The organism is Herbiconiux sp. J20-20 (assembly GCF_057365085.1).
In genome coordinates this window covers 1782012-1806624 of sequence record NZ_CP195122.1, presented here as the reverse complement: position 1 = coordinate 1806624, position 24613 = coordinate 1782012, and the positions used below count along the sequence as shown (strand labels likewise).

The 24613-nt window shown below is 68.6% G+C and carries 22 protein-coding genes; 8 read left to right on the top strand and 14 right to left on the bottom strand.

Features of this window, described 5'->3' with window-relative positions; genetic code table 11:
* Positions 1–26: 26 nt before the first annotated feature.
* The 4 genes from ACR3ZA_RS08710 to ACR3ZA_RS08695 all read right to left on the bottom strand — a co-directional run bounded on the left by ACR3ZA_RS08710 (position 27) and on the right by ACR3ZA_RS08695 (position 4258).
* A complete protein-coding gene (locus ACR3ZA_RS08710) occupies positions 27–974 on the bottom strand; it encodes an aldo/keto reductase (RefSeq protein WP_473661580.1) in 948 nt (315 codons plus the stop codon).
* A gap of 70 nt (positions 975–1044) precedes the next feature.
* Positions 1045–1962: an ABC transporter permease subunit gene (locus ACR3ZA_RS08705; RefSeq protein WP_473661579.1), complete on the bottom strand. Its 918-nt coding sequence runs from the start codon at positions 1960–1962 to the stop codon at positions 1045–1047.
* Between the two features lie 3 nt (positions 1963–1965).
* Positions 1966–2847 carry an ABC transporter permease subunit gene (locus ACR3ZA_RS08700; RefSeq protein ID WP_473661578.1) on the bottom strand — a complete coding sequence of 294 codons (882 nt, stop codon included), beginning with the start codon at positions 2845–2847 and terminating at the stop codon, positions 1966–1968.
* Positions 2848–2941: 94 nt separating this feature from the next.
* On the bottom strand, positions 2942–4258 hold the full coding sequence (locus ACR3ZA_RS08695; RefSeq protein ID WP_473661577.1) for an extracellular solute-binding protein: 1317 nt from the start codon (positions 4256–4258) through the stop codon (positions 2942–2944).
* 208 nt (positions 4259–4466) lie between these two features.
* On the opposite strand from ACR3ZA_RS08695, the gene ACR3ZA_RS08690 reads away from it, so the two are divergent.
* The 3 genes from ACR3ZA_RS08690 (at position 4467) to ACR3ZA_RS08680 (ending at position 7821) form a co-directional block, all read left to right on the top strand.
* Positions 4467–4892, top strand: a complete 426-nt coding sequence (locus ACR3ZA_RS08690; RefSeq protein WP_473661576.1) for a MarR family transcriptional regulator — start codon at positions 4467–4469, stop codon at positions 4890–4892.
* Between the two features lie 80 nt (positions 4893–4972).
* Positions 4973–6310 (top strand): MFS transporter, encoded by a 1338-nt coding sequence (locus ACR3ZA_RS08685; RefSeq protein WP_473661575.1) that lies wholly within the window; start codon positions 4973–4975, stop codon positions 6308–6310.
* Complete coding sequence (locus ACR3ZA_RS08680; protein ID WP_473661574.1) at positions 6307–7821, top strand: alpha-L-fucosidase; 1515 nt, start codon at positions 6307–6309, stop codon at positions 7819–7821. Before ACR3ZA_RS08685 ends, ACR3ZA_RS08680 begins: the two co-directional genes overlap by 4 nt.
* 11 nt (positions 7822–7832) lie before the next feature.
* On the opposite strand, the gene ACR3ZA_RS08675 is transcribed toward ACR3ZA_RS08680, so the two are convergent.
* From ACR3ZA_RS08675 to ACR3ZA_RS08665, 3 genes are read right to left on the bottom strand one after another with little or no spacing between them, the layout of a single operon-like run.
* Complete coding sequence (locus ACR3ZA_RS08675) at positions 7833–8678, bottom strand: NAD-dependent epimerase/dehydratase family protein (protein WP_473661573.1); 846 nt, start codon at positions 8676–8678, stop codon at positions 7833–7835.
* The gene (locus ACR3ZA_RS08670; protein ID WP_473661572.1) at positions 8675–9586 is read right to left on the bottom strand and encodes an NAD-dependent epimerase/dehydratase family protein; all 912 of its coding nucleotides are present in this window, start codon (positions 9584–9586) and stop codon (positions 8675–8677) included. Before ACR3ZA_RS08670 ends, ACR3ZA_RS08675 begins: the two co-directional genes overlap by 4 nt.
* Positions 9583–9975, bottom strand: coding sequence for an AraC family ligand binding domain-containing protein (locus ACR3ZA_RS08665; RefSeq protein WP_473661571.1), 393 nt, complete (start codon positions 9973–9975; stop codon positions 9583–9585). Before ACR3ZA_RS08665 ends, ACR3ZA_RS08670 begins: the two co-directional genes overlap by 4 nt.
* A gap of 153 nt (positions 9976–10128) precedes the next feature.
* On the opposite strand from ACR3ZA_RS08665, the gene ACR3ZA_RS08660 reads away from it, so the two are divergent.
* Positions 10129–12729 (top strand): family 78 glycoside hydrolase catalytic domain, encoded by a 2601-nt coding sequence (locus ACR3ZA_RS08660; protein ID WP_473661570.1) that lies wholly within the window; start codon positions 10129–10131, stop codon positions 12727–12729.
* Positions 12730–12740: 11 nt separating this feature from the next.
* Here ACR3ZA_RS08660 and ACR3ZA_RS08655 read toward each other — a convergent pair whose 3' ends face one another.
* Positions 12741–13949 (bottom strand): MGH1-like glycoside hydrolase domain-containing protein, encoded by a 1209-nt coding sequence (locus ACR3ZA_RS08655; protein ID WP_473661569.1) that lies wholly within the window; start codon positions 13947–13949, stop codon positions 12741–12743.
* A 237-nt stretch (positions 13950–14186) separates the two neighbouring features.
* Between ACR3ZA_RS08655 and rhaI the strand changes: the two genes are divergently transcribed.
* The 3 genes from rhaI (at position 14187) to ACR3ZA_RS08640 (ending at position 16805) form a co-directional block, all read left to right on the top strand.
* Positions 14187–15353 (top strand): L-rhamnose isomerase, encoded by a 1167-nt coding sequence (rhaI, locus tag ACR3ZA_RS08650; RefSeq protein ID WP_473661568.1) that lies wholly within the window; start codon positions 14187–14189, stop codon positions 15351–15353.
* Positions 15354–15358: 5 nt separating this feature from the next.
* A complete protein-coding gene (locus tag ACR3ZA_RS08645; RefSeq protein ID WP_473661567.1) occupies positions 15359–15709 on the top strand; it encodes an L-rhamnose mutarotase in 351 nt (116 codons plus the stop codon).
* A 94-nt stretch (positions 15710–15803) separates the two neighbouring features.
* Complete coding sequence (locus tag ACR3ZA_RS08640; protein WP_473661566.1) at positions 15804–16805, top strand: substrate-binding domain-containing protein; 1002 nt, start codon at positions 15804–15806, stop codon at positions 16803–16805.
* Positions 16806–16883: 78 nt separating this feature from the next.
* Here the strand turns inward: ACR3ZA_RS08640 and ACR3ZA_RS08635 are convergent, their stop codons facing one another.
* From ACR3ZA_RS08635 to ACR3ZA_RS08610, 6 genes are read right to left on the bottom strand one after another with little or no spacing between them, the layout of a single operon-like run.
* Complete coding sequence (locus tag ACR3ZA_RS08635; protein WP_473661565.1) at positions 16884–17843, bottom strand: substrate-binding domain-containing protein; 960 nt, start codon at positions 17841–17843, stop codon at positions 16884–16886.
* Positions 17840–18883 (bottom strand): ABC transporter permease subunit, encoded by a 1044-nt coding sequence (locus ACR3ZA_RS08630; protein WP_473661564.1) that lies wholly within the window; start codon positions 18881–18883, stop codon positions 17840–17842. The genes ACR3ZA_RS08635 and ACR3ZA_RS08630 overlap by 4 nt, the downstream gene beginning before the upstream one ends.
* Positions 18880–19875 carry an ABC transporter permease subunit gene (locus tag ACR3ZA_RS08625; RefSeq protein ID WP_473661563.1) on the bottom strand — a complete coding sequence of 332 codons (996 nt, stop codon included), beginning with the start codon at positions 19873–19875 and terminating at the stop codon, positions 18880–18882. The genes ACR3ZA_RS08630 and ACR3ZA_RS08625 overlap by 4 nt, the downstream gene beginning before the upstream one ends.
* A complete protein-coding gene (locus ACR3ZA_RS08620) occupies positions 19872–21359 on the bottom strand; it encodes an ATP-binding cassette domain-containing protein (protein WP_473661562.1) in 1488 nt (495 codons plus the stop codon). The genes ACR3ZA_RS08625 and ACR3ZA_RS08620 overlap by 4 nt, the downstream gene beginning before the upstream one ends.
* Positions 21356–22390, bottom strand: coding sequence for a DUF4432 family protein (locus ACR3ZA_RS08615; RefSeq protein WP_473661561.1), 1035 nt, complete (start codon positions 22388–22390; stop codon positions 21356–21358). The genes ACR3ZA_RS08620 and ACR3ZA_RS08615 overlap by 4 nt, the downstream gene beginning before the upstream one ends.
* A complete protein-coding gene (locus ACR3ZA_RS08610; RefSeq protein ID WP_473661560.1) occupies positions 22387–23652 on the bottom strand; it encodes a hypothetical protein in 1266 nt (421 codons plus the stop codon). The genes ACR3ZA_RS08615 and ACR3ZA_RS08610 overlap by 4 nt, the downstream gene beginning before the upstream one ends.
* A 192-nt stretch (positions 23653–23844) precedes the next feature.
* On the opposite strand from ACR3ZA_RS08610, the gene ACR3ZA_RS08605 reads away from it, so the two are divergent.
* Entirely contained in the window at positions 23845–24597 is a 753-nt protein-coding gene (locus ACR3ZA_RS08605) for a DeoR family transcriptional regulator (RefSeq protein WP_473661559.1), read from the top strand.
* The last annotated feature ends 16 nt before the right edge of the window (positions 24598–24613 follow it).

Below are 24613 nucleotides of genomic sequence, written 5' to 3'. Positions count from 1 at the left end.
GGTTCGGATGGGACAGCAGCGTCGCGTCAATCGGTGACGGGCGACGGGGCGGCGCCGAGCGCCTCGATCGCCGGCCACAGCTCGTTCGGCATGCGCTGGCGCCGCAGCCGCTCCAGGTCGTCGATTCGCGCGGCGCTGGAGACCCCGACGACCGTCGAGTCGATGAGCGGCGACGACAGCGAGAAGTGCAGCGCCGCCGCGGGCAGCGTGACGTCGTGCTCGCGACAGACCTGCTCGACGCGACGCACCCAGTCGAGCAGCTCCGCCGAGCTCGGCGCGTAGCTGTAGCTCCCGCCTGCGGCGGCTCCCGTCGCCAGCAGCCGCCCGCCGAACGGCGCGGCGTTGAACACGCCCGTGCCGCGCGAGCGCGCGTTCTCCAGCAGGGGCCGCGCGCTCTGGTCGACGAGCGTGAAGCGGTTGTGCGTCAGCACGACGTCGAAGAGACCGGTGTCGACGTAGCGCGACACCACGTCGAGCCGTCCCGCGGCGATCCCGATCGCGTCCACCAGTCCGCGCGTCTTGAGTTCGAGCATGCCGTCGATCGCTCCACCGGGCGCGCTCGCCTCGGCGAAGTCGACCGTGTACGGATCGTGCAGATGAAGAACCTCCACCCGCTCGACGCCGAGACGGGTACAGCTCTCCTCGAATGACCGCAGGACTCGGTCGCGGTCGAACACGCCGGTCGCCAGGTCACGATCGGTCTTCGTGACGATGGCGCGGGGCGCCTGGAGGGGAGCCGCCTCCGCGGCGAGCCCGAGCACGGTCTCGCTGCGCCCCTCCGCGTAGGCGTTCGAGGTGTCGATGAGGGCGTACGGCCCGCGCCGCATCGCCACTGCCAGATCGATCGCGCGCGCCTCATCCGCGCTGCCGGGCAGCGCATCCCGGCCGAGCGCCGAGGTCCCGAGCGTGATCGGACTGCACTGCAGCGGAGTGCCGGGAAGCGCGCGCACTGCGACCGGAGTCGTCGGCGTCACCGCTCCTCCCCCACCCGAGCCGGACCGCCGCGCGGGATCGCCAGCGGCCCGGACGCCGTCCGAGCTGCCATCAGCCCTTGAGCGCTCCGCCGGCGAGCCCCTTCATGATCTTCTGATTGAGCGCGACGAACAGAATCAGCAGCCCGAACACGTTGAGGCAGATGCCCGCGAACAGCGGGCCGTAGTTCACCTGGCCGTACTCGCCGCTGAAGTTCAGCAGCCCCGCCTGGATCGGTCGCAGATCGGAGTTGGTGGTGAAGGTCAAGGCGATCAGCAGGTCGTTCCAGATCGAGAGGAACGTCACCAGGCCGATCGTGAACAGCGAGTTGCGCACCATCGGCAGCCCGATCGCGAAGAACGCCCGCAGCATGCTCGCTCCGTCGATCACGGCGGCTTCGAAGATCTCACGCGGCACCGCGCGGAAGTAGGCGGCCATCATGAACACCGTCAACGGCATCCCGAGACCGGTGTAGGTGAGGATCATCGGCAGGTAGGTGCCGCTGATGCCGAGCTGGAAGTACGTGATGAACAGCGGCACGAGGATCATCTGGCCGGGGATCATGATGCCGGAGACGAAGAGCAGCAGCGTGAGGCTGCGTCCCTTCCAGACCATCACTTCGATCGCGAACGCCGCGCCGACCCCGAACAGCAGCACCATGGCCAGCGACGGGGTGGTCACGATGACCGAGTTCAGGAAGTTCTGTGCCAGGTTTCCCGTGGTCCAGGCGTCGATGTAGTTCTGGAAGTTGAAGGACTCCGGCAGCGCGAACGTCGACTCCTGGATGAACTCGCGCTGCGTCTTGAACGAGCTGAGGAACAGCCAGATGATCGGGTAGAGCCCGACGGTCAGCAGTGTGAGAATGCCGATCCACGCCGGGATGGAGCGGAAGAACCTGCGGATGCTCGGCAGGCGCCGGCGCCGGCGCGTCGGGGAGGTGCGGGGCTCGACGTCGACCCGGCGAACGGGGGGAGAGATGAGAGTGGTCATGGTTCAGGCCTTCGTCCGGTCTTTGCGCGCGGATCCGAAGATCACGAGGGTGACCGCGAGTGAGATGAGCGTGAGCAGGAGCGCGAGCGTCGACCCGTAGCCGTAGTCCTGGAAGGCGAACGTGGTCTTGTACATGTAGAGCGTGAGCGGCTGCGTCGAGGTGCCCGGACCGCCAGCGGTCAGCGCGTAGATCGAGTCGAAGACCTTGACGGTGACGTTGAAACTGAAGATCAGCGTCGACAGCAGCACGGGCGCCGAGAGCGGCAGGATGATGTTGCGCACGAGACGGAAGCCGCTCGCGCCGTCGATCCGCGCCGACTCGATCACGTCCTCCGGGATGTCGAGCAGTCCGGCGTAGAGCAGGATCGCGTAGAAGCCCATCGAGCCCCACAGCTCCATGACCACGATGACGATGAAGGCGCTGTCCGCCTGTCCGAGCCAGTCGATCGACGGCATGCCGAGCGAGTTGAGGATCGCGTTGACCGGTCCGGTCTGCGGCGCGACCTCGAAGAAGCGCTTGAAGAGCAGCGCGATCGCCACGGTCGGAAGCACGGTCGGGAAGAAGATGATCGCGCGAATGAAGGCCGATGACTTGCGAAGCACGAAGACGTAGAACAGCGCCAGCGAGTAGCCGAGCAGGATCTGCCCGGTCGTCACGACGAGCGCGTACTTCGCACTCACCCAGAGCGAGGACTGCAGCTCGGGGTCGTTGAAGAGGTGGATGAAGTTGTCGAATCCCACGAACTCGAAGCCGCGAAGGTCGCCTTCGAAGAACGACAGTCCGAACGACCAGAGCACCGGGACGAGCTTGATGAGGGTGTAGAACAGCAGCGCCGGAATGAGAAGAAGCGCGATGGTCTTCTTGTCGGCGAGAACGGATTTCATATTCGCGAGACCTGACTGGGTTGCGGGGCCGGATGATCCGCGGTCTCGGGTGGTGGGGCCGACAACGGCGCCCACCACCCGAGACCGACGGGGATTACATCTCTGCTTCGACCGCGGCCTGGATGGTGGCCGCGAAGTCCGCCGCCGACATCGAGCCGGACATGAACGGAACCGCGTTCTCACCGGCCGCGGCAGCCGCGCGCGGCTGGAAGGCGAGCTCGAACCAGGTCACCGTCTCGGTCACCTCGGCCATGATGTCCTGCACCTGGCCGGTCAGCGGCGGCACCTCGTCCACCGGCTGGTTGAGCGCGAAGCCGGAGATGACGCCCTGCTCGTTCATCACGCTCGAGCCGTAGTTCTCGGTGATGCAGGTCAGCCAGGCGTCGACGCCCTCGTTGTACTTGTCGGTCGAGAACGCCGTCGCCGCGCCGGCGTTGGCCGGGTACTGGTCGATCGAGCCCGCACCACCGGTGACGCCGGGGAACGGCATGAAGCCGATCGCGTCGGCACCGAGCTGGTTGATCTCGGGGTTGTTGATGTCGGCCAGCATCCAGGAGCCGTTGTACATCATCCCGACCTCGCCGGTCAGCAGCTGCGAGACCGAGGTCTGCAGATCCATCGTCGACCAGCCCTCGCCGAGGTAGCCGCCGATCGCCTGCACGGCCTCGAGCGCCGCCACGTACTCCGGGTCGGTGAGCTTGGCGTCGCCGTTGGCCACCTTGATGAGCGCATCCGGACCGAGGTCGCGGAAGATGTAGTTGCCGATGTGGCGCGTGATGAGCCACGACTGCGAGCCGGGGATCGTGAAGGCCTGCTTGCCGCTGGCTTCGATCGCGTCCGCGGCGGCCATCAGCTCGCTCCAGGTCTGCGGCTCCTCAAGGCCGAGGTCGGCGAACATCGCCTTGTTGTAGAAGATGCCCTCGATGTTGAACTGGTACGGCATCGACACGAAGCGGCCGCCGTAGATGTTCTTCACGGTCGAGACGGCGGCGGGCAGGATGCTGTCCATCACGCCCAGTTCGGTCAGCTTCTCTTCGAGGTTGATGACGGTCTCGTCGTCACCGAGCACGCCGCCGGGGCGGAGCTCGGCGGTGGGGGCGATGAAGGTCGTCGGCAGCGAGTTCTGGCTCGCCAGCAGCACCAGACGCTGGTTGACGTCGGCCTGCGGGAGCGTCTCGATCTCGAGCGGCATCGCCTCGTTGGCGGCCGCGCACTCGTTCGCGCTCAGTGTGGTGATCGCGTCACGAATGATCGCGTTCTCGTTGGGGGCCAGGTAGTCGAAGTTTCCGTAGCCGTCGCTGTCAGCGGATCCGCCGCCAGCGCAGCCGACCAGCGCGACGGCGGTGAGGCCGACCAGCGCGGTGGTCAGGACCGACCGGCCAGCCGGTCGCGTCGTGAATGCAGTGAACACAATTCCTCCTTGAAGTGCGGTGCGGTTGAGACGTTTCATCCGACGTGCGGACTTCGACCTCGCCGAATCTCGCGCACGTTGGGGGTTCCGTAGAGACGCCCACAGACATATTCACTCACATGGGCATAGATATGCAAGCCGGGGTGGCGAATTGACGCGGGCAACGGGGATTCCGGTGGTCAAGCGCGCTCGAAGCTACGCTTCCGTCATGGCCGCCTCGATCGCAGAACAGAGCAGCGACGTCCGAATGGCGGTCTTTCGCCTCGCGCGTCGCCTGCGACTGGAGAACGCCGATGACGCGGTGAGCGATTCGCAGTTCGGCGCGCTCGCCGTTCTGAACCGCTTCGGGCCGCACACCCTGTCCGCGCTCGCCGAGCGGGAGCGAGTCTCGCCGCCGTCCATGAACCGCACCGTCAACTCCCTCGAGGAACTCGGGCTGCTGCGACGCGAAGCCGACACGGTGGATCGTCGCCGCTCGAACATCGTCATCACGGCCCCGGGCGCCGAGCTCGTGCGCGAGACGATCGCCAAGCGCGACGCCTGGTTGACCTCGCGCATGCGCGAGCTCTCCGCAGACGAACGCGAGACGCTCGCGGCGGCGGCGGCGATCATCGGGCGCCTCGCGACCGAGTAGCAGCACCTCGCGGCGCATTTGCTTAGCAACTCTAATGAGTTACGCTAAGCAACCATGTCGACGGCGAGGCGGGTTCCATCGTGAAGCGCACCTTCCGCTCGCTCGCGACCCACAACTTTCGGCTGTGGTTCTTCACCGCGATCGTCTCCAACGTCGGCGCCTGGATGCAGGCCACCGCACAGAGCTGGGTCGTGCTCACCGAACTGACGGCCAACGATGCCGTCGCCGTCGGAATCACGATGACGCTGCAGCTCGGCCCGCAGATCCTGCTCGTGCCCCTCGGCGGACTGATCGCCGACCGGGTCGAACGCCGCCGCCTCCTCATCGCAACGCACCTCGCCATGATGACGCTGACCCTCTTGATCGGCGCGCTGCTGGCGTCGGGCCACGCCGAGCTGTGGCACTTCTGGGCCTTCGCCTTCGCTTTCGGCATCGTGAACGGGCTCGACTCGCCCGCGCGCAACACGATCGTCTCCGATCTCGTCCAGGAGGCCGAGATCAGCAACGCCGTCTCGCTGAACCTCGCCTCGCAGCACGCCGCGCGCCTCGTCGGACCCGCGGTCGCGGGCCTCGTCATCGCCGCGGTCGGAACGGGCTGGGTCTTCATCATCAACGCGGCCACGTTCCTCCCCCTCGTCGTCGCCTTCGCCTGCATGCGGCGCTCCGAACTCGTGTCGGTGCCGCGGCTCCCCCGCCGGCGCGGCGACATGTTCGCCGGATTTCGCTACATCGCCCGCCGCCCTGATCTTCGGATCGTCGTGGTGATGCTGTTCCTGCTCGGCACCTTCGGAATGAACTTCGCGCTCTTCGCCTCGACGATCGCCGTCGAGCTCGGCGCCACGCCCCGAGAGTTCGGCGTGCTCACCTCGATCATGGCGATCGGCTCCCTCGCCGGAGCACTGCTCGCCGCCGCCCGCGAGCGGGCTCGGATCCGGATGATCGTGGTAGGGGGCGCCGCGATGGGGGCGGCGGCGCTCGTCGCCTCGCTCATGCCGACGCTCTGGGCATTCGCGCTCATGACGATCCTCATCGGGCTCGCGGGCGTCACGACCTTCACGACCGCCAACAGCTACGTGCAGACGGTCACGGCGCCCGCGCTGCGCGGCCGCGTGATGTCGATCCACATGGCCGTGCTCGCCGCGGGGACGCCCCTCGGCGCCCCGATCATCGGCATCGTCGCCAACGAACTCGGTCCGCGCGTCGCGCTCGGCCTCGGATGCGTGCTCCCCGCCGCCGCATGCGCCATCGGCCTGAGCTGGTACGCGCGCGCCGAGCGCGAGCGACTCGTCGCCGTCGCGTCTCGTCGTTGGCGACGTCTGCGCGGCACACCCCCTCCCGCGAGCAGCCTGTCCGAACCCGCCACCTTGAGCTCACCGCTCGATCTCACCGACCTGTCATCCCCGAAGGAGCCGACATGACCTACACCGCCGACTGGGAGTCCCTGCGCCAGCACCGCACCCCCGAGTGGTTCCGTGACGCGAAGTTCGGGATCTGGGCGCACTGGGGCCCGCAATCGGTCGCGCGCTCCGGCGACTGGTACGCCCGCCACCTCTACGGGCCCAATGCCGCGCTCGCCGACTGGGAGACCCGCCGACCTCGCCACCAGTACGCGCACCACCTCGAGAACTTCGGAACCCCGGATGTCGTGGGATACAAGGATCTGCTGCCGCTCTGGCGCGCCGAGCGCTTCGACGCCGACGAGCTCATCGAGCTCTACGTCCGCAGCGGGGCCAAGTACTTCATGTCGATGGGCGTGCACTGCGACAACTTCGCGCTCTGGGACTCGGCCGAGCAGCCCTGGAACGCCGCCCGGATCGGACCCGGCCGCGACGTCGTCGCGGAGTGGGAGCGAGCGGCACGGAACGCCGGGCTGCCGTTCGGGGTGAGCTTCCACAACAACTGGAGCTGGAACTGGCTGGACGTGGCCCACACCGTGAATCCGGAGACCGGCATTCCGAACGACGGCCGCCTGACCGCCGCCGACGGCGCCGGCCTCTGGTGGGAGGGGCTCGATCCGCATGACCTGTACCTGCCGCCGAGGCTGCCGCAGTCCGTCCCGAGCCGCGAATGGGTGCAGCGGTTCTACCGCATGGTTCGCGAGGCGACCGAGCGCTTCGACCCGGATGCGATCTACTTCGACGACCAGCGGCTGCCTTTCGACGCCGGCACCGAGCACCCGGCCGAGCCCGGCCCCGCCGAGGCGCTCCGCTTCATGGCCGACTACTTCAACGCCGCGGCGGCACGCCACGGCGGAATGGTCACCGTGAAGACCGTGCCCGAGATCGATGAAGGGGTGCTGGTGCTGGATGCCGAGCGTCGGCAGCTCTCCCAGATCGAGCGCTCGCCGTGGCAGTTCGACACCAGCGACGGGGAGTGGTTCGACTGCGCGGGCGAGGGCGACTTCTTCCATGCCCGCAAGTCGCCTCGGCAGGTGATCCGCACTCTCGTCGACGTGGTCAGCAAGAACGGCACCCTGCTGCTGAACATCCCGCAGCTCGCCGACGGGACGGTCGACGAGCACGCTCGCGAGCTGCTCGACGTCGTCGGCGCCTGGCTCGCCGTGTGCGGCGAGGGCATCTACGGCACCCGCCCGTGGCGTGTGTACGGCGAGGGACCGACCGCGCTCGCCGCCACGCGCGGCTTCAACGAGGTCACGGGCTACAACGAGGGAGACCTCGACTACTCCCCCGAGGACGTGCGCTACACCGCCGCGGGTTCGCGCGTCTACGCGACGCTGCTGGAGTGGCCCGAGAACGGCGAGTGCGTGCTGCGCTCGTGGGAGCCGGGCGATGGCCGTGTGCTCGGCGTGACCCTCATGGGCGCGGGCGCGCTCGACTTCCGGGTCGAGGCCGACGGTCTGCACGTGCGCCTGCCGGCGACGTCACCGACCCAGCACGCGCACATGCTCCGCATCGACCGCGGCGTGTGACGCGGGAGCCGCTACTTCGCGTACTCCTCGCGCCAGAGATGCTCGGCACGGAAGCCCAGAAGCTCCTGCGCCTTGTGCGTCGACATGAGCGACTCGTACTCGCCGAGCTCGCGAGTGATCGGAGTCCCGGGGAACCAGCGCGCCGCCAGCTCGGCCGTCGGCGTCGAGTTCCCCGAGTCCGGCGCCGCGACGTTGAACACCTCGAAGCCGGGCAGGTTCGCCTCGAGCGCCCGCGCGACCGCCTGGGCGCCATCACGCGAGTCGATGTACGAGCCGATCAGGTCGCGCCGGTAGGTCGGCTCGCCGGCGCGCGCGAAGGTGTCGTACTCATCCGGTGCCACCACGTTGGTGAAGCGCAGCGCCGTCAGCGACAGATCGGGGTGCCACTGCTCGAACTGCGTGGCCATCGTCTCCTCGAGCACCTTGACCAAGCCGTAGGTGTTGAACGAGGCCTGATGCGTCTCATCGACGGGCAGCGCCGGCGGGGCGACCTCGAAGGGAAAGCCCATCGCGGTGATGCTCGAGGCCGTGACGATGCGCCGGATGCCGACGCGCTGGGCCGCGAACAGCACGTTGAACGACACGGTGAGGTTGTTGTGGAAGGTGGTCACGTCGGGCACGAGGCCATTGACCGGGATTGCGGCCAGGTGCACCAGGGCGTCGACCCCGTCGTGGCGCGCCGTTACTCCCATCAGGGCATCGAGGATCTGCCCGTAGTCGAGCAGTTCGACGCGCGTGAACCCGACACCCGGCGTGCCGGCCAGGTCGAAGCCGATCACCTCGTGCCCGTCGGCGCGAAGTCGTTCGACGGTCGCGCGACCGAGCTTGCCGTTGGATCCGGTGACAGCGATTCTCATTCGTTCAGCATTCCGTTCTTGGAGGGCGGGGGGAAGGGTGTCGAGCCCGAGGGCTCGGGGGAGGCGGGGTCGGCCCGCCAGGTCTCGACCGCGCGGAAGCCCAGGAGCTCTGCGGCCTTGCGCGTCGAGACCAGGCCCTGGTGACCGGAGATGTCGGCGCGAAGCTCGACGCCCGGAAAAAAGCGGTCGACCAGGTCCGTGGTCGGGGTCTGCATCGTGGTCTCCGGCTGGGCGATGAGCACGGCCTCGAATCCGGGCGGGCGCACCTCGATCGCGCGGACGATCGCGCGGGCGGCATCGCGCACGTCGATGTACCCCCACAGCACGGCGCGGCGAAGCTCGGGATCGTTCTCGTGCTCGGCGAAACGGGCGATGTGCTCCTCCGTGAGCACGTTCGAGAAGCGCAGCGCGACGACACTCCACTCCGGATGCCAGCGAGCGTACTGCGCCGCGAGCTCTTCTTCGAGGTGCTTCGCGAGGGCGTAGCTCGACTCGGGACGCGCGGCGACCGCTTCGTCGATCGGCAGGTACGACGGCGGCACGGCGAAGGGGACTCCTGCCGTGACGATGCTCGAGGCGAACACGATCGTCGAGACCTCGGCGCGAGCGCAGGCCTGGAAGACGTTGTACGTCGACATGAAGTTGCGACGGAAGGTCTGCTCGTCGGAGGCGAGCCCGGTCATCGAGATGGCTCCGAGATGCACGACCGCGTCGATGCCGTCGTGCCGATCGCGGATGCCGTGCACGGCGTCGACCACGTCGCCGTAGTCAGTGAGATCGACCCTCGTCGTTCCCGTCTCGAGCGAGGGCACGAGATCGATGCCGGCGACGGTGTGACCGGCATCGATCAGCTGGCGCGCGGCGACCCGGCCGAGTCGACCCTCGGCGCCGGTGAGGAGGATCCTCATCGCGCGGGGAAGTCGGCGGGCACCGGCAGCGCAGGCACGTCGTGACCCGCAGCGTCGGCGGCGGAGCGGTGCAGGTGCCCGTATCGGCCCCCGGCCGGGTGCCCGGTCTCGACGAAGAACCCGCGCAGCTCTTCGTAGACCTCGACGACGTCGTGCTCGTCGTCGGCCCGGGTGAGAACGATGTCGCCGGCCTGCACGTAGTGCTCGGCGCCCTGCGCGAAGATCTTCGCCTTTCCGTCGGCGATGAACCAGAGCTCGTCCTCGTCGTGGAAGTGCCGGTCGAACCGTCCGCCGCCGAAGGGAACGACGAAGCGACCGGCGGCGGAGGCGCCGCACCAATCGGGGCGGTTGGTGTCATTCAGCCAGTGGCCGGGACGGTAGATCGGCACGGTGGGTTCACCTTTGAACGGGGCGGCGGAGTCGACGTGCTCGACCGAGCACGGGGTCCCCTCCATACTGGTTGACCGGTTGAAACGTGTCAACCTGGCCGCCCGCGGTCATGTAACATGCGTTGAAACGTGTCATTACCGAGGGGTGGACCAATGGCGGCCACGACGACCGCGCCGACGATCGAGCACCACCGCGTGCCGTTCGGGATCGGCGAATCGCGGCCGCGCGTCTCGTGGACGACCACCGCCGCGACCGGCTGGAGCCAGGCGTCCGCCGAGCTCGAGATCACCCACGGTGATTCCAGCTCGATCCACGTGATCGAAGGCTCCGAGCAGATCCTCGTTCCGTGGCCCGGGGGGCCCTTGGGGTCACGCGAGAGCGCGCGGGTGCGGGTTCGCGTCACCGGCGTCGACGGGTCGGTGAGCGACTGGAGCGAGGCCACCGAGCTTGAGGTCGGCCTGCTCGAGCCGAGCGATTGGATCGCCCGTCCGGTCGGCGGGGCCTGGCGCGAAGACGCCGACCTCGACCGGCGTCGCCCCTCCCTGGTGCGGCGCGAGTTCACCGTCGGCGATGACCTGGTGGCGGCGCGACTGTACTCGACGGCCCACGGCGTCTACGAGGCCGAAGTCAACGGGGCGCGCGTCGGAGACGACGCCCTCTCCCCCGGCTGGACCGTCTACGGACAGCGGCTGCGCTACTACACCTACGACGTGACCGAACTGGTGAAGCCGGGTGCCAACGCCATCGGAGCGTGGCTCGGCGACGGCTGGTACCGCGGGCGCCTCGGCTGGCGCGGCGGCTTCCACAACATCTACGGGCACGACCTCTCGTTTCTCGGCCAGCTCGAGCTGCGCTACGCCGACGGTCGCCGCGAGGTGGTCGCCACCGATGCGAGCTGGCGAGCCCACGAGAGCCCGATCCTTCGCAGCGGCCTCTACGACGGCGAGGACTACGACGCCCGCGCCGAGCTCGACGGCTGGTCGCGGCCCGGCTTCGACGATGCGCGCTGGACGCCCGTCGCCGTGCACGAACGCGACCCGCGCACGCTCGTCGCGCCGACCGGACCGCCGGTGCGATGCACCGAGGAGGTGCTGCCGGTCGAAGTTCTGACATCGCCCAGCGGCGCCCGGATCCTCGACTTCGGGCAGAACCTCGTCGGCCGCGTGCGCATCCGGGTGACCGGAAAGGCCGGCGACACCGTGAGCCTGCACACCGCCGAGGTGCTGCAGCACGGCGAGCTGTACACCCGGCCGCTGCGCGACGCGCGCTCGGCCGACCACTACACGCTCGCCGGCCACGCCGAGGGCGAGGAGTGGGAGCCGCGCTTCACCTTCCACGGCTTCCGCTACGTGCAGATCGACGGCTGGCCCGGCGACCTCGATGCGGCCGTCGAGGCGGGCGATGTGGTGGCGCGGGTCTACCACACCGACCTCGAGCGCACCGGGTGGTTCGAGAGCTCCGACCCCGCGCTCAACCAGCTGCACCGCAACATCGTCTGGGGCATGCGCGGCAACTTCGTCGACATTCCCACCGACTGCCCCCAGCGCGACGAGCGCATCGGGTGGACCGGCGACATCCAGGTCTTCGCCCCCACCGCGAGCTTCCTCTTCGACGTCTCCGGCATGCTCGGCGGGTGGCTGCGCGATGTGGAGGTCGAGCAGCTTCCCGACGGCACGGTGCCCTGGTACGTGCCGGTCATCCCCTCGCACAACATGTGGACGCCGATCCGACCGGGTGCCGCCTGGGGCGACGTCGCGGTGCTCACGCCGTGGACGCTCTACGAGCGGTTCGCGGATGCCGGCCTGCTCCGCACGCAGGCCTCGAGCGCGATGCGCTGGGTCGATCTGCTGGAGCGCCTCGCCGGCGATGACCGCCTGTGGCGCCAGGGCTTCCAGCTCGGCGACTGGCTCGACCCGGATGCGCCGCCGCATGACCCTTCGGATTCGAAGACCGACAAGTACTTGGTTGCGACCGCGTACTTCGCCAAGTCGACCGCGCAGCTCGCCGAGTTCTGCGACGCCATCGACCGCAAGCATGAGGCAACGCACTACCGTCGCCTCGCCGCCGAGATCCGTGCCGCGTTCCGCAAGGCCTACGTGCTCCCGCACGGACGGATGACGAGCGACACGCAGACCGCGTACGCGGTCGCGATCGCCTTCGAGCTGCTCGACGACGACCTGCTGATGTCGCGAGCCGGCGATCGGCTCGCCGAGCTCGTCGCGGCCGCGGGCAATCGCATCTCGACGGGATTCGTCGGCACGCCCCTCGTCTCGCACGCTCTGACCGCCACCGGTCACGTCGACTCGGCCTACGATCTCGTGCTCGAGCGCGAGTGCCCGAGTTGGCTCTACCAGATCGACATGGGGGCGACGACGGTGTGGGAGCGCTGGGACTCGATGCTGCCCGATGGCACCGTCAACCCCGGCACGATGACCTCCTTCAACCACTACGCGCTCGGCGCCGTCGCCGACTGGATGCACCAGACGGTCGCCGGTCTGGCTCCGGCCGAGCCGGGCTACCGCCGCATCCGCTTCGCACCGCGACCGGGCGGCGGTCTCGACTCGGCGAGCGCGCGCCACCGCACCCCCTACGGCGAGGCCGCGATCGCGTGGCGCATCGAGGCCGGTGACCTGATCGTCGAGACGATCGTTCCGGTGGGGGCGACCGCCGTGCTCAGCCTGCCCGGGCAGTCCGACATCGAGCTCGGCCACGGCCGCGCCGAGCACCGCGTGCCCGCCTCGCGCGCGGCGTAGCCGACCGGCGCCTAGAACTCGCCGACGACCTCGCGGCCCTCGAGGTAGGCGATCATCTGCAGCACCAGGAAGTTCCAGTTCTGGAAGCCCTTGGTCATGATCGGCTCGCCGTTGTCCGGGTGGTAGTACTCGTGCAGCGAGCCGTTGGTGTCGAGATCCTGCCCGAACAGCCGAACGGTCTTCTCCGCCAGTTCGACCGCTTCGGCGGTGAAGCCGTACTTCACGAGTCCGCGGAACACCATGTAGTTGCTCATGCCCCACACCGGCCCGAGCCAGTTCGAGGGGTTATTCGAGGCGCGCAGGTCGTACATCTTCTCGAGTCGGGAGAGGGTGCGCACGCCGTAGGTCGCGTTGAAGGTGCGCGAATCCAGGTAGCGTTCGAGCATGCGCTCGGCCTGCTCCTGGCTGGCAAGCCCCGCCCACATCGGCAGGAAGCTCGACCAGTTGTCGATGCGCAGAAGCAGCGACGACCAGGCACGCGGGGCGCCTCGATGCAGCCAGTCCTCCGGGTCGATGGCTCGCAGCGCGAGGTCGGCGCTGTAGTAGGTGCCGTCGCGCTCGTCCCAGCAGAAGGTGTTGATGGCGTCGGCGAGATCCTGGGCCTTGCCGCGCCAGGTGTTCGCCTCCGGCATCATGCCGAGCTCTTCCAGCAGGTAGCCGTAGGCGAGCAGCTCGCGGTAGAGCAGGCTGTTCAGGTAGATGGCCGCCGTGCTCTTGTCGGGCCGGAAGTACACCGACGGATCGTTGTCGACGCCGATCGCGAGGTCGGTCTGCCAATAGGCGAGCCCCGTCTCGGCGTGCACGTGGCTTTCGAGGTAGCGCCCGAGGAACCGGCCGATCTTGTCGAGGTCGGGACGGATCCATTCGGCGCTCTTCTGACGCCGCGACAGCAGTGCCGCGTGCTGGGCGAGCACCGGCTTGTGCATGTTCTGCGAGAACCCTCCCGCGCGGCTCGGGTCGCCGTGCGACAACCGGGTGTCGGGGCGCAACTGCATGGGCATCACCCCGTCGTCGTCCGTCTGGTCGAGGAAGTTGCGGATGCTGCCCGCCTCGTACTCGAAGAAGCGGCCGACCTGATCGGTCTCGGCTTCGACCTGCCCGAGCACGATGCTCGCCGCCCAGGAGTCCCAGTCCCAGAGCGCGTCGGTGTAGTACGGAGAGTCGGGGCTGCACGGAACGATGTACTTGTGGGTCAGATGGCCCGCGGGTTCGCGCGTCATCTGCTCACTGTGCAGTCGTACGTGGTCGACGAGTTGACGGGTCCAGCGCTCTAGCATCATTGCTCCTATTGAGACGTTTCAACCCGCTCAGCGTACACGTCTCGCGCGGTTCGGCACCACACGCGCGCGCACGCTTGACCGTTGCGAGGCGATCAAGTAACGTCAGTCTTTGAATCGATTCACGAACGCGACGCTCACTCGCGCGAGTCACCGCCGCCTCGACCTCAGGAACAGCTCATGACTTCTTTCGCCGACATCTCCGACCGCCTCGCCGAGCAGGCCATCGAACTGCCCTCCTGGGCGTTCGGCAACTCCGGCACCCGCTTCAAAGTCTTCGCGACCCCGGGCACCCCGCGCACGCCGGAGGAGAAGATCGCCGACGCGGCCAAGGTCAACGAGCTGACCGCCCTCGCGCCGAGCGTCGCGCTGCACATCCCGTGGGACAAGGTCGATGACTTCGCCGCCCTGCGTCGTTTCGCCGAGGACCACGGCGTCAAGCTCGGCACCATCAACTCCAACACCTTCCAGGACGACGCCTACAAGTTCGGCTCGCTCACCCACGTCGACAAGTCGGTGCGCCAGATGGCGATCGACCACCACCTCGAGTGCATCGACATCATGGATCAGACCGGGTCGAAGGATCTGAAGATCTGGCTCGCGGACGGCACCAACTACCCGGGCCAGGGCGACATGCGCGGCCGCCAAGATCGCCTCGCCGAGTCGCTCGCCACGATCTACGACCGGATCGGCGAAGAGCAGCGTCTCGTGCTCGAGTACAAGATCTTCGAGCCGGCGTTCTACCACATGGACGTTCCGGACTGGGGAACGAGCTACGCCCAGGTCGCGGCGCTCGGCGACCGCGCCACGGTGTGCCTCGACACCGGCCACCACGCGCCGAGCACCAACATCGAGTTCATCGTGATGCAGCTGCTGCGCCTCGGAAAGCTCGGCTCCTTCGACTTCAACTCGCGGTTCTACGCCGACGACGACCTCATCGTGGGCTCGGCCGATCCGTTCCAGCTGTTCCGCATCCTCGTCGAGGTGGTGCGCGGCGGCGGCTACGGCAAGGACTCCGACGTCGCCTTCATGCTCGACCAGTGCCACAACGTCGAAGACAAGGTGCCCGGGCAGATCCGCAGCGTGCTCAACGTGCAGGAGATGACCGCGCGTGCGCTGCTCGTCGACACCCAGGCGCTGACGGCCGCACAGAATGCGGGCGACGTGCTGGGTGCCAACGGAATCCTGATGGATGCCTTCTACACCGACGTGCGCGCCGACCTCGCCGCCTGGCGCGAGTCGCGCGGCCTGCCCGCCGACCCGATGGCCGCCTACGCCGCCTCCGGCTACCAGCAGAAGATCGCCGACGACCGCGTCGGCGGAACCCAGGCCGGCTGGGGCGCCTGAGCCCCATGGAGCGGGTCTGCTTCCAGCTGCAGGTCAAGCCGGACCGCCTCGACGAGTACGTCACTCGCCACGAGGCGGTCTGGCCCGACATGCTGCGCGCGATCGCCGACTCGGGCCGACGCAACTACTCGCTGTTCCTCCGCGAGGACGGCCTGCTGATCGGGTACTACGAGACGGACGACGACGCGGAGTCGGCCCGGCGGTTGGCTGTCGATCCGCGGACGGCTGCCTGGGAAGCCGAGGCCGCCGACTTCTTCGTCGCGCTCCCCGGCGCGCGCCCCGACCAGGGCGCACCGCGGCTGCGCGAGGTGTTCCACCTCGAGGATCAACTGGGCGCGCTGCGCTCCCGCCGATAAACCTGGACTCGCGCCATCGCCGGCGAAGACGCTCTGCCGAGTAATGTGGTTCATTGAACGAACCGCGGTGAGCGGCTGAAGAGTCAGGAGAGCAATGGCGACGATCAAAGATGTCGCCGCCCTGGCTGGCGTCTCGGCCGGGACGGTCAGCAATGTCCTGAACCGCCCGTCGTACGTCAACGCCGAGACGCGCGAGCGGGTGCTCGCCGCGATCCGTGAGCTCGACTTCGTTCCCCGCCAGGGCTCGCGCCAGTTCCGCCCCGGACGAGTGCGAACACTAGGGCTCTCCATCGCCAACCTCGACAACCCGTTCTTCGTCGATGTCGCGCTCGGCGCCGAGGAGCGCTGCACCGAGCTCGGTGCCGGCGTGATCTTCTGCAACAGCGGCTACGACCCCGTGCGCGAGAACCACAACCTCGACCTGCTCGTGCAGTCGCGGGTGCAGGGCATCATCATCGCCCCCGTCGATGAGAAGAGTTCGCGCCTCGCGATGCTGAAGGACCGCGGAGTGCCGATGGTGTTCGTCGACCGCGTCGGCGACGACCGCGAGTGCTGGTCGGTCGTGGTCGACGACTTCCGCGGCGGTCAGCTGGCGATGCAGCATCTTCTCGATCGCGGACACCGCCGGATCGCATTCCTCGGTCACCCGGAGAAGTCGCAGAAAGTGCGAACTCGCCTGGCGGGGGCGCGCGATGCGCTCACGTCCCGGACCGACGTCGAGCTCGAGCTGATGGCCGCGGACTCGTGGACCATCGAGGCGGGCGCCGCCGCGGCCGACCGGCTGGCCGAGCGGGCCCCCGCGAACCGTCCCGCCGCCGTGGTCTGCGCCAATGACATGCTCGCGCTCGGCCTGCAGCACGGACTGGTGCGCAACGGCATCCGCGTGCCGCAGGACATCGCCATCGTCGGCTACGACGACCTCGCCTGGTCCGAGGTCGCCGACGTGCCCCTCACCACGGTGCGCCAGCCTCGCAAGGCACTGGGCCGCACGGCCGTCGACATGATCATGGATCTGCTCAGCCGTCCCTCGGCCACGGCGCCGGCGCGCAACCACGTCGTGCTGCAGCCCGAACTCGTGGTGCGCGAGAGCGCCTGACCCGGCACGGCAGAACGCGGCCCGCCCCCGAAGGGACGGGCCGCGCACTCAGTCAGTTCTGAGCCGAACCGAGTCGGATCAGAACGCCGGCTCGACGTCTTCGACGTTGTCCGCGGTGACCACCGTGAGCGGGATCGGCAGACGCTTGTCGACCGACTCGCCCTGGATGAGCTTCACGATCGTCTCGGCCGCGAGCTTGCCATCCTCGACCGGCGACTGCACGATCGTGGCGAAGTACTGACCCTCGCGGATCAGATCGAAGGCCTGCACCTGCCCGTTGATGCCGACGATCGGCGGGATGTCCGCGATGTCGCGGCCCGACTCGGTCCAGGCGTCGATGAAGCCGAGCGCCATGGTGTCGTCGTTCGCGTACACGCCGGCGATGTCGTCGCCGAAGCGGGTCAGCAGGTCGCGGCTCGCCTCGAGCGCCTTCTGCTGGTCGAAGTCGGCGTTGACCACCTGCAGCACCTCGATGCCGGAGCCGATCGCCGCGAGCTGCTCGGTGAAGCCGTCGGTGCGTCCGATCGTGGTGCCGTTGCCGGCCTGGCCGGCGATGATGACGACGTCACCCGAGCCGCCGAGCGCCTCATTGAGTGCGTCCGCCGCGAGCACACCCTCTTCGTACACGTCGGGCCCGGTGAACGACTCGTAGTACGCCTCCGCCTCGGGGTCCATCGGCGAGTTGATGATGATGAGCGGGATGCCCGCATCCTGCGCGGCGATCATGCCGGGGATGTAGGCCTGCGGGTCAAGCGGCCACAGCACGATGCCGTCGACGCCCTGGCTCACACAGGTGGTGAGCTGGTCGGCGCCGGTCTGCACATCGAACTCCTGCGACAGACGGTTGACGGTCGCCCCCGCGGCGACGGCCGCCGCGTCGAACGCGTCGTTGGCCGGGGTCGCGTAGGCGTGCGACTCAGCCGCCGTGATGTAGCAGATGTCCATCGATGCCGCGTCGCCGGTGGCGGTGCCGGTGGCACAGCCGGCCAGTGCAAGGGCGGCGGCCGCGGTGCCGCCAATCAATGCAAACTTCCTCATGATGCAAGGGTCCTCTCGTTCTCGGTGGTGTGCCGGGAACCACGCACCGCGTGCAGCAGCGCACGCAGCGAAAGGTCCCGGCTTCGCTTGCCCGACACGAATCGGTCGAGCAGGATCAGCAGCAGGAGGATGACTCCTGTGACGATGTTCTGGATGTAGGCGGGGACGTTCGAGAACTCCATCGCGGTGGTGAGCACCGCGATCACGAGGAGTCCGCCGAGCGTCCCGAGCGCGGAGCCTCGCCCGCCCTCGAGGCGCGTTCCGCCGATGACGACGGCGGCGATCGCCAGCAGCGACGTCGACTCGCCGAAGACGGGCGAGCCGGTGTTCACGCTCAGGCTCTGGATCACGCCCGCAACCCCCGCCATCGTGCCGGCGAACACGAACGTGCCGAACACGTAGGCGTTGGATCGAATGCCGCTCGCCTCGGCAGAGACCGGGTTGCTGCCGACCGCGAACAGGTTGCGTCCGGCGACGGCGCGCGTCAGCCAGAGGTGCAGCAGCACGAGCGCCAGCACGAACACGATCGCCCGGAGCGTGAAGGTGCCCTCGATCGGCCGCGACACCGCCAAGCCGAACAGCGGATCGAGTCCGCTCACCGGGCGCGACTCGGTGATGAAGTGGCACAGCGCGCGGAAGAACAGCATCGACGCGAGGGTCGCGACGAGGGAGTTGATCCGGAGCACCACGACCAGGTAGCCGTTGACGATTCCGGCCGCGATGCCGACGCCGACGCCGACGATCGCGGCGGGGATCTGGCCGAGCTCGGCCTGGAGCCCGATCGCGGTGATGCCGGAGAGCGCGAGGATCGCGCCGCCCGAGAGGTCGAGCTTGCCCGCGATCAGCACGAGGGTGACCCCGACCGCGACGAGCGCGGTGGTGCCGACCCGGTCGAGGCTCAGGCTCAGCGCGCGGAACTCGAGGATTCCGGGCACGAGCGAGGCGGAGATCGCGACGGTGGCGACCAGGATGATCGCGACGCGGTAGCGGACGATCCCCAGGAAGAGATCGCTGTCGAAGGCGCGGCGGACGGCGTTCATTCTCGGCCTCCTCGGCGTCGGAGGTACACATCGAGGGCAACGGCGCCCGCGATGAGCGCGCCCTTCACCATTCCCTGCGGCTCCGACGGGACGCCCTGCAGGATGAGGATGTTGTTGAGCAGCTGGACGAAGAGCAGACCGCCGATGGCGCGGGGCACGCTGCCCGAGCCGCCGAGGAGGCTGACGCCGCCGACAACGACGGCGGTGATCGCGTCGAACTCGTAGCCCGCGCCGATCGCGGGTCGCGCGGCCTGCAGGGAGATGCCGAGAAGCACGCCGCTGAAGCCGGCCAGCGTGGCGGTCAGCACGAACGCCCCCGCCTTCACGAGCCGGATCGGCACGGCGCTCGCCTCGGTCGCGTGCGGGTTGCTGCCGACCGCGTACGTCCAGCGGCCGAACACCGAGCGCGAGAGCGCGAGATGACCGAGCACCGCGACGGCGAGGAACACCAGCACGATCACGGGGACCACGCCGAACAGTCGCCCGGTGAGGAACTCCTTCGCCGCCGTGTCCTGCCCGTAGACGATGACCCCGCCGACGAACGCCTGCGCGATGCCGAGCACGATCGTCCCGCTCGCGAGGGTCGTGATGACCGGGTTGAGGCCGGCGTAGCCGATCAGGATGCCGTTGACGACGCCCGCGATGCTGGCGACGAGGACGCCGACCACCGCAGCGGGCCACGTGCCGATCACGTCGTCGAGCATGAGCACGAGGATCCCGCCGACGGCGACGGTCGCGGGCACCGAGAGATCGGCCATGCCGCGACTGACGAACACGAACGTCATGCCGACGACGATGATGCCGACGATCGACATGTTGATCAGCACGTTCGTGAGGTTGCCGATCGACAGGAATCGGTCGCTCAGCACGGTGCCGACGATCAGCAGGATCAGAATGCCGAAGGGCATCGCGAGGGTCGTCCCGTAGCGGACGATCGGGTTCTCGCGGATCACCCGGTCGTGCACCGACGCGGTGGTGATGGGGGCGCTCATGCGGCCACCTCCCCGGTTGCGGCATGCATGACGTCGTGCTCGCTCGCTCCGCGCGGGAGCTCGGCCGAGATGCGACCCTCGTGCAGCACGTAGATGCGGTCACTCACGGCGAGCACCTCCGGAAGCTCGGACGAGATCATGAGGATCGCGGTGCCCTGCGCCGCGAGCTCCCCGATGATCTTGTGGATGTCGGCCTTCGCCCCGACGTCGACCCCGCGGGTCGGCTCGTCGAGGATCAGAACCCGCGGCTTCGTGGCGAGCCACTTGGCGAACACCACCTTCTGCTGGTTTCCCCCGCTGTAGGTGTCGACCCGGCGGTCGATGACCGGCGGCGAGACGGTGAGCTCGGTCGCCTTCTCGGTGGCGACGCGGCGCTCGACAGCGGAGTTGATCCAGCCGGCGGTCGAGACGCTGCCGAGCGAGGCGAGCGTCACGTTGTCCTTGACGGTGAGTTGCGGAATGATGCCGTCGCGCTTGCGGTCCTCGGGAACGTAGGCGATGCCCGCATCGCGGCCCGCCCGCGGGGTGTGCCCGCTCACGGGAACCCCGTTGACCTCGATCGTGCCACTGTCGGCGCGGTCGAGGCCGAAGATGGCACGGGCGACCTCGGTGCGTCCGGCGCCGACGATGCCCGCCAGTCCGACGATCTCGCCTGCCCGAACCGTCAGGTCGACGTCGTCGAACTCGCCGACGCGGCTGAGTCCGCGGACCTCGAGCACGGTGTCGCCGATCGGCACCTCGCGCTTCGGGAACACCTCGGTGAGGTCGCGGCCGACCATCAGGCGGATCATGTCGGCGGCGCTGATGCCCGCGGCCGGGCGGGTCTCAATCAGCCGGCCGTCGCGCAGCACGGTGACCTGGTCGGCGAGCTCGGTGACCTCGCGCAGACGGTGCGAGATGTAGATGACCGCGATGCCGGCCTCCTTCATGCGGGCGACGACGCGGAACAGCGACTGGGCCTCGTTCTCCGACAGCGAGGAGGTCGGCTCGTCGAGCACGATGATCTTCGGCGAGCGCGCGTACGACTTCGCGATCTCGACCATCTGCTGCTGACTCACCGACAGCGATCCGACGAGGTCATCCGGGCGCACGCGCGCGTCGAGTTCGTCGAGCACGCGCTCGGCGCGCGCACGCAGCGCCTTCCGGTCCACGATCCCGAATCGCGACGGGACGTCGCCGAGGGAGATGTTCTCGGCGACCGTCAGATCGGGGACGAGGTTGAGCTCCTGGTAGACCATCGCGATGCCGCGGCGACCGGCGTCGATCGGCCCGTTGATCCGCACCGGCTCGCCGGCGAGTCGGATCTCGCCTCCGTCGGGCTGATACACGCCCGCGAGGATCTTCATCAGGGTGGATTTCCCCGCGCCGTTCTCTCCGACGATCGCGTGGACCTCGCCACCGGCGACCGCGAGATCGACATCGCTGAGGGCGCGGATTCCGGGGAACGTCTTGGTGATGCCCGTCATCTGCAGGGCGGCGCTCATGAGTCGGCTCCTTCCGAGGGCCCGAAGACGAAGTCGAGCGCGTACGAGACGGAGTCGCCGCGCTTGAGCACGGGCAGCGCTCCGGCGGCGCGGGTTCCCGCGCGCCCCGTGAAGCTGTTGACGTTCACGGGCTCGAGTCCCATGACGTAGTGGCCCTCACCACTCATCTTCCACTGGTGAAGCGCAGGGAGCGTCTCGGTGTCGAAGCGGAGCTCGAAACGCGTGTCGATCTCCGGGTTGTCGATCGACACCACGGCGGTTCCCCGGTCGCGGAAGTCGTGTCCGAACACCTGCTCGCGATAGCCCGCCTGGGGCTGTTCGATCTGATCCCACCGACCCGCACCGGAGCGCGCGTCCTTGTCGCGCGGGGCCACCTCTCGCGACGGGATCCCGAGCGTCGCGCGCTCGTCGAGAAGCGGCCAGCCGACGTTCACGTGGTACAGCACCATGTGGCCTTCGTCGGCGAGTCCCTCATTGCGCACGGTGTCGCGCAGCCGAAGCGTCGTGCCGCCCACATCAGCCGACCAGGTGCGCTCGAGCACGAGGTTCTCGGTGAACACTCCGGCCTGTCGCACCGTCGCGGTGACGACGAGCTCGTCACCCGTCACCTCTGCCCTGGTCACCGTGCTCGACATGGTGCCGATGCGCCCGTGCATGGGGAACTCGCGTCCGCCGTCGTCGGTGCTCGGTCCGAAGCTGTCGAGCCCGCAGGTCGCGAGCAGCCCGCCGCCGAAGGTCCGCAGCCAGCCCGTGCCCTGCGCTTCGTAGCGCTCCGGGGATGCCATCCCGGTCGGCGACATCCAGGCGATCGGCACGCCCCGGAACGTCACCTGACCGAGGTCGAGCGCACGGTCGGGGTGAAGCTCGACCTCCAGGCCGCCGCCGGTGACCAGGCGGATCCGCCGGGCGCCGCGCGCCGAGCCCTCGGCCTCGACGAGGTGATCGATGCGGGCTACCTGCGACAGCACGCCGACCCGGCGCGCGACCTCGTCGCGCGCGCGGCCGAACACCGTCGCGGGCTCGTCGCTCACGCCCGCTCCGAGGCCACGGCGCCGGTGTCGGCCGCGAGTTCGCTGTTGCCGGGACCGAAGTGCTTCAGCAGAACCAGGTCGGCGCTCCTCGAGGTGTTGCGGATCGTCACCCCGTTGTTCACCGCGGATCCGGTGACGTAGTACTCGTCGTGCGAGAGCTGGCCGTAGCGGATCGACGAGATCGCCTCGACCGTCTGACCGTTGATCTCGCCGCGGCCGTCGACGGCGATGAAACCGTAGGGATCGCGGTCGTCGACGGTGACCGTCTCGCCCGGCTTGACCGTCAGCTCCTTCGCGCTGAAGGCGTCGGAGCGGTAGGTGATCCACTTCTCGACGTACTGCGCACCGCCGGCTTCGGCGCTGGCCGAGGTCTCGAGCGGCGGGCTGAAGCGGTGGCTCCAGAACTCCGGATCGACGTTGAGGTTCCAGTCGAGGATCTCGAGCACGAAGTCGAGGTCGCCCACCTTGTCGGCGGGGATGTCCTTCCAGAGAAGCTCGTCGGGCACCTCGCGATTGTTCGACCACGACTCCGCCATCGCGAAGACGTCGCTCGCGGCCTGCGGCTCGTAAGTGCACATGCTCGCCGGGGCGTGCAGAACTCCCGGCGGGACGTCCCAGCCGGTGCCCGGGGTGATCCGGTAGGCGACCGAGAGCTCGGTGATGCGGTTGTCGCCGCCGCGGAGGAAGCCCTCGAGCTTGTCCATGACCTGCTCGCGCGTGGTCTCGGGGTGGAAGCCGAAGAAGGTGTACGGGAACATGCCGCCGTGGTTGTTCAGCTGCGGCGGGAAGTAGTACGCCTCGGGCTTGCCCATCTTGCCGACGAGGGCCGCGTGCTCATCCTTCTGGTGCACGTGGAAGGGAAGCGGGTACTGGTTGTCGAAGAACTTGGAGTACATCGGCCACTTGCCGAACTTGTCCCAGAGCCCGCCGATGGCCTGACCTTTGAAGTAGTCGATGAACTCGTCGAAGGGGATCACCTCGTCGTCGGCGCCGACGACGAGGCTGAGGCCCTCGAAGGGGTCGGTCAGTGGTCCGTTCTCGGCGCGGATCGCGCTCGCGAACCAGCGCTCGTCGATTCCGCCGCGGTCCTTGCCCAGCGGGAAGTAGTCATCGGGGTGCAGTCGCAGTCGCTGGGCGGGCGTGCAGAACGATCGCGGCACCCATGCCGGTGCCAGGCGCAGGATGCCGCCGCCGGCCTCCATCGCGCGCTCCATGCTCGCCTCGGCCGAAGTAACGCCCTCGTAGGGCCCCGCCTTGCTCATCGCCGTCCTTACTGGGGCGCCGCCAAAGCCGGGGCGCCATTGCCGTTGTCGGGACCACACGGTCCGCGAGTTCTCCTGGATCGAGTTGGTTCAATGAACCATCTCTTGTTTCAGTGAAACTACGGCACAGGTCGACGGGCTGTCAAGTGCGGAATCTCCCCGAGGTCCCGACCGCCGCGTACGCTGATGCGCATGTCGACCCCACTGCTCGCAAGCGAACGTCGAGCCCGGCTGCGCGAACTGCTGGCGCAGGACGGCGCGATCCGCCTCGAGTCCGCGGCCGAACTCCTGCGCGTCTCGGCGATGACCGTGCGGCGCGACCTGGCCGATCTCGAGGCGGAGGGCGTCGTGCGACGGGTGCGCGGCGGCGCCGTCGCCCCGCTGCTGCCGGAGCCGTTCGGCGCCCGCGCGACGGCCCGGGCCGGCGCGAAGGCGATCATCGCGAAGAAGGCGATCGACCTGGTGCCGCTGGACGGCGCGGCCGCCTTCGACGCCTCCACGACCAGCAACGCGCTCATCTCGCTCGTCGAGGCGCGCGACCTGCTCATCGCCACCAACTCGCTGGAGAACGCCGCGACCGCGCGCCGTCGACCGGGCGTGCACTCGGTGCTGATCGGCGGCGAGCTCGAGGAGCGCACCGGCAGCTTCGTCGGCCCGGTCGCCGTGCTTGCCGCCGCGAGCATGAGCTACTCGGTCTTCTTCACCTCCGCGAGCGGCGTCGACGCGGAGTTCGGCCCGAGCGAGGTTTCTCTCACGGAGGCCCAGCTGAAGTCGGCGTTCCGCGCGAACGCGGAGCGCACGATCGTGCTGGCCGATGCCGCCAAGCTGGGCCGCCGCGCCCTCGCGCGCTCGCTCGCCTGGGAGTCCGTCGATCTGCTGGTCACCGACCTGGATCCGGCCGATCCGCAACTGGACCCGTTCCGCGACCTGGTCGAACTCGCCTAGGACGCTTGTCCCACCC

What these genes read in the sequence shown, in the direction of transcription:
- ACR3ZA_RS08705 (WP_473661579.1), bottom strand. Translation starts at nt 1,962, where the DNA reads ATGACCACTCTCATCTCTCCCCCCGTTCGCCGGGTCGACGTCGAGCCC.
- ACR3ZA_RS08700 (WP_473661578.1), bottom strand. Translation starts at nt 2,847, where the DNA reads ATGAAATCCGTTCTCGCCGACAAGAAGACCATCGCGCTTCTTCTCATT.
- ACR3ZA_RS08690 (WP_473661576.1), top strand. Translation starts at nt 4,467, where the DNA reads ATGGCCGCCTCGATCGCAGAACAGAGCAGCGACGTCCGAATGGCGGTC.
- ACR3ZA_RS08680 (WP_473661574.1), top strand. Translation starts at nt 6,307, where the DNA reads ATGACCTACACCGCCGACTGGGAGTCCCTGCGCCAGCACCGCACCCCC.
- ACR3ZA_RS08675 (WP_473661573.1), bottom strand. Translation starts at nt 8,678, where the DNA reads ATGAGAATCGCTGTCACCGGATCCAACGGCAAGCTCGGTCGCGCGACC.
- ACR3ZA_RS08670 (WP_473661572.1), bottom strand. Translation starts at nt 9,586, where the DNA reads ATGAGGATCCTCCTCACCGGCGCCGAGGGTCGACTCGGCCGGGTCGCC.
- ACR3ZA_RS08660 (WP_473661570.1), top strand. Translation starts at nt 10,129, where the DNA reads ATGGCGGCCACGACGACCGCGCCGACGATCGAGCACCACCGCGTGCCG.
- ACR3ZA_RS08655 (WP_473661569.1), bottom strand. Translation starts at nt 13,949, where the DNA reads ATGACGCGCGAACCCGCGGGCCATCTGACCCACAAGTACATCGTTCCG.
- rhaI (WP_473661568.1), top strand. Translation starts at nt 14,187, where the DNA reads ATGACTTCTTTCGCCGACATCTCCGACCGCCTCGCCGAGCAGGCCATC.
- ACR3ZA_RS08645 (WP_473661567.1), top strand. Translation starts at nt 15,359, where the DNA reads ATGGAGCGGGTCTGCTTCCAGCTGCAGGTCAAGCCGGACCGCCTCGAC.
- ACR3ZA_RS08640 (WP_473661566.1), top strand. Translation starts at nt 15,804, where the DNA reads ATGGCGACGATCAAAGATGTCGCCGCCCTGGCTGGCGTCTCGGCCGGG.
- ACR3ZA_RS08635 (WP_473661565.1), bottom strand. Translation starts at nt 17,843, where the DNA reads ATGAGGAAGTTTGCATTGATTGGCGGCACCGCGGCCGCCGCCCTTGCA.
- ACR3ZA_RS08630 (WP_473661564.1), bottom strand. Translation starts at nt 18,883, where the DNA reads ATGAACGCCGTCCGCCGCGCCTTCGACAGCGATCTCTTCCTGGGGATC.
- ACR3ZA_RS08625 (WP_473661563.1), bottom strand. Translation starts at nt 19,875, where the DNA reads ATGAGCGCCCCCATCACCACCGCGTCGGTGCACGACCGGGTGATCCGC.
- ACR3ZA_RS08620 (WP_473661562.1), bottom strand. Translation starts at nt 21,359, where the DNA reads ATGAGCGCCGCCCTGCAGATGACGGGCATCACCAAGACGTTCCCCGGA.
- ACR3ZA_RS08610 (WP_473661560.1), bottom strand. Translation starts at nt 23,652, where the DNA reads ATGAGCAAGGCGGGGCCCTACGAGGGCGTTACTTCGGCCGAGGCGAGC.
- ACR3ZA_RS08605 (WP_473661559.1), top strand. Translation starts at nt 23,845, where the DNA reads ATGTCGACCCCACTGCTCGCAAGCGAACGTCGAGCCCGGCTGCGCGAA.